The 2770-nt window shown below is 37.5% G+C and carries 3 protein-coding genes; 2 read left to right on the plus strand and 1 reads right to left on the minus strand.

Translation table 11 applies throughout. The annotated features are described in order from the left end of the window. Positions 1–170: 170 nt before the first annotated feature. Positions 171–1061 carry a LysR family transcriptional regulator gene (locus G322_RS0118555; RefSeq protein ID WP_022943174.1) on the minus strand — a complete coding sequence of 297 codons (891 nt, stop codon included), beginning with the start codon at positions 1059–1061 and terminating at the stop codon, positions 171–173. A 110-nt stretch (positions 1062–1171) separates the two neighbouring features. On the opposite strand from G322_RS0118555, the gene G322_RS21420 reads away from it, so the two are divergent. Next, on the plus strand, positions 1172–2206 hold the full coding sequence (locus G322_RS21420) for a TDT family transporter (RefSeq protein ID WP_022943175.1): 1035 nt from the start codon (positions 1172–1174) through the stop codon (positions 2204–2206). A 295-nt stretch (positions 2207–2501) separates the two neighbouring features. Continuing rightward, positions 2502–2770: IS1/IS1595 family N-terminal zinc-binding domain-containing protein (locus G322_RS0118565; protein WP_022942793.1), on the plus strand; the 269-nt coding region annotated here is incomplete at its 3' end.

Consider the following 2770-nt stretch of genomic DNA (forward strand, 5'->3'; position numbering starts at 1 on the left):
AATGCACTGTGCAACCATCAATAGCGTGCAAGTTCAAGTCTCGCTCCGGGCACCATTTTAGAAAAGCCTCACATTATATGTGAGGCTTTTTTTTGGCTAAAATATAGAATTGAAAATGCACAGTGCAACCATTAATAGCGTGCAAGTTCAATTGCTCTTTAAGCATTGTTTTAAAATGGTAATGTCCATTGTTTACTAAAATCGATAAAGGTTTTTAGGAGTGGGCTTTGGTAGCGATCTTTATGCCATACTAGCCAGTAATCACGGTGCATATCGACATTCAATGTTAGCTGAGTCAAACGTTTATCTGCGAGTGCATGACGTGCTGCTAATTTGGAAATACACGCGATACCTAAACCTGCGCTAGTGCAGTTGATGATTGCTTCGGTACTTTTAAGTGCTAATGATATTTGGTAATGACTTAACTTTTGGCCTATTTGGTTAATAAAGAAACTGCGACTGCCTGAGCCTATCTCTCGTAAAATCCACTGTTGATCTTCTAAATCTTCGAGAATTAACTGTTTTTTATAACTTAATGGATGATCAGCACAACAAACAATCACCATTTCATCTTTTAACCACTTTATAGCGGTTAATTGACTATCAAATTGGTTTGCTTCCACTAAGCCAATATCTAACTCATATTCTTTTATCTGCTCGCAAATGGTTTGGCTGTTGTCAATTAATAGTGATTGATTATGCTGTTGATATTTTTTTCTAAAATCCGATAACAGTAAGGGTAATAGATGGTTGCCAACGGTGTTACTGGCGCCGATATGCAATTTCCCTTTAAGTTTATTTGGAGCAAGGAAAAGGTTACTGATTACTTTGCTACGTTCAATCTGTTCATCTGCAAGTGGCAAGAGTTGCTTACCCAGTTCGTTGATGAACAGACGGTTATTTTTGCGTTCAAATAGCGGGTGACCAAGCTGTTTTTCAAGCTCGCTTAGGCTCATGCTTACAGCTGGTTTACTTAAAAATAGTTTTTCGGCTGCTGCGGTAATGGTTTTTTCTTGGGTGATGCAGATAAAAACCTGTAACTGTTTCAAACTGATATTCATAGTGATCTCGCGTTATATGTTAAGTTATTCTTAACTCTTGGTTAAATATTTTAAACTATTTTTAACCGTGGGGTTAGATATAATTGTTTTGTAGTCATTGAGGAGCAATTATGAAAAATAGCATAAGTAATTTTTTTACTACTATCCCGACAGCGTTAGCAGGGCTGGCACTAGGAATTGCAAGCTTGGGTTGGTGTTGGGAAAGTGCCGCAAACTTGCAGGGGCAAGTGCAAATGGGTGGCGCGGTGATCGCTTCTTTTCTGCTTACTTCGCTATTGTTGAAATTTGTTTTTAATCCATCACTCTTAAAGCAAGATCTTGCTCATCATCTGAGTGGCAGTATCGTTCCTACTTTTTCAATGGCTTTGATGGTGGTAGCGAATAATATTAACCATTTTAACCACTCACTTGCTTTGCTGCTATGGTTAGTCGCGATACTTTTACACCTCTCTTTTTTAGTGACGTTTATCTATTATCGAGTGCAAGATTTTAAATTTGAACATATTTTACCAAGCTGGTTTATTCCACCCGTGGGCATTGTGGTGGCTGTAGTCTCTTTTCCTGGTGGTGATTTATTAATAGTCGCTAATAGCCTGTTAATGTTTGGTTTAGTGGCTTATGCAATACTATTGCCTACGATGCTGTATCGCTACTTTTTTCATAGCAAAATAGCGGATCATGAAAAACCGACGATTACTGTGTTTGCCGCACCTGCTAGCCTGACCTTAGCGGGATACCTAACGATCACAGAGCAACCAAACCCTCTATTGGTATTATTACTTGCTTGTATTGCCCTGATGATGACGCTGTTTATCTATGTCTCTTTTAGCAAGTTATTGCGTTTGCCATTTACCCCCGCTTACTCTGCATTTACTTTTCCATTAGTGATTGGTGCAACGGCGATGTTTAAAACTAGTCATTATTTATTAAATAGTGGTTACGATATGCAGTTGGTGAAAGTGATCGAATCTATTGCTTATGGTGAGTTATTTTTTGCTACTTTAATGGTTGCTTATGTATGCTTACGTTACCTTATTCATTTCTTTCCTGTCAATGTTCATCTCAGGCTTTCTTGTCACATTGCGTTTAATAAGATGCTCAAAATTTCAGGAGGAAAAATAGTTAACAGCAAGGCACATCATTGAGTAATGAGAAAAACGGAAATTTTTTTGTACTGCGTGCAGTTTGACAAAGTCAAATAGGGCAGAGGTTATTGAGATTGAGTGCAACGCAGAGATTAGCTGTTTTTAACGTGTAAAATGACCTCTATAACACGAAAGGATCGTATTATTGTAGTCACTTCGCTGTTTTAATTTCTTTGCCAAACACTTATTTTTATAATGAGGTAAAAATAAGTGTGAACCATTAACTTTAGGCTCTGTTGTAGCTAATTGTTGTCTATACTTATAAATAAGACTTAACTGATTGAAGGTACTCGCAATGAAGACTAAATTATTTGTAAGTAAGCTTAATCTAATCACAAAAGCACTTTTCTCTATGACACCGGCGCAAAGAGAGGTAGTTCACCAGTCAATTCAAGCATTAGACACTGAAATCAGTGCGAATGAGTTAATTCAGCCACTTTTCGATATGCTATCCCAATGTCCACACTGCCATTCTAGCCAGCTAAAAAAATGGGGGATGTCGGGTTCAATACAACGGTATCGTTGTAAAGATTGCTTAAAAACCTTTAATAATAAGACGAGTAC

Source organism: Psychromonas hadalis ATCC BAA-638 (genome assembly GCF_000420245.1).
Lineage (GTDB): Bacteria > Pseudomonadota > Gammaproteobacteria > Enterobacterales > Psychromonadaceae > Psychromonas > Psychromonas hadalis.

Bases quoted from the DNA above. Each gene is read 5' to 3' on its own strand.
- G322_RS21420 (WP_022943175.1), top strand. From the start codon at position 1,172: ATGAAAAATAGCATAAGTAATTTTTTTACTACTATCCCGACAGCGTTA.
- G322_RS0118555 (WP_022943174.1), bottom strand. From the start codon at position 1,061: ATGAATATCAGTTTGAAACAGTTACAGGTTTTTATCTGCATCACCCAA.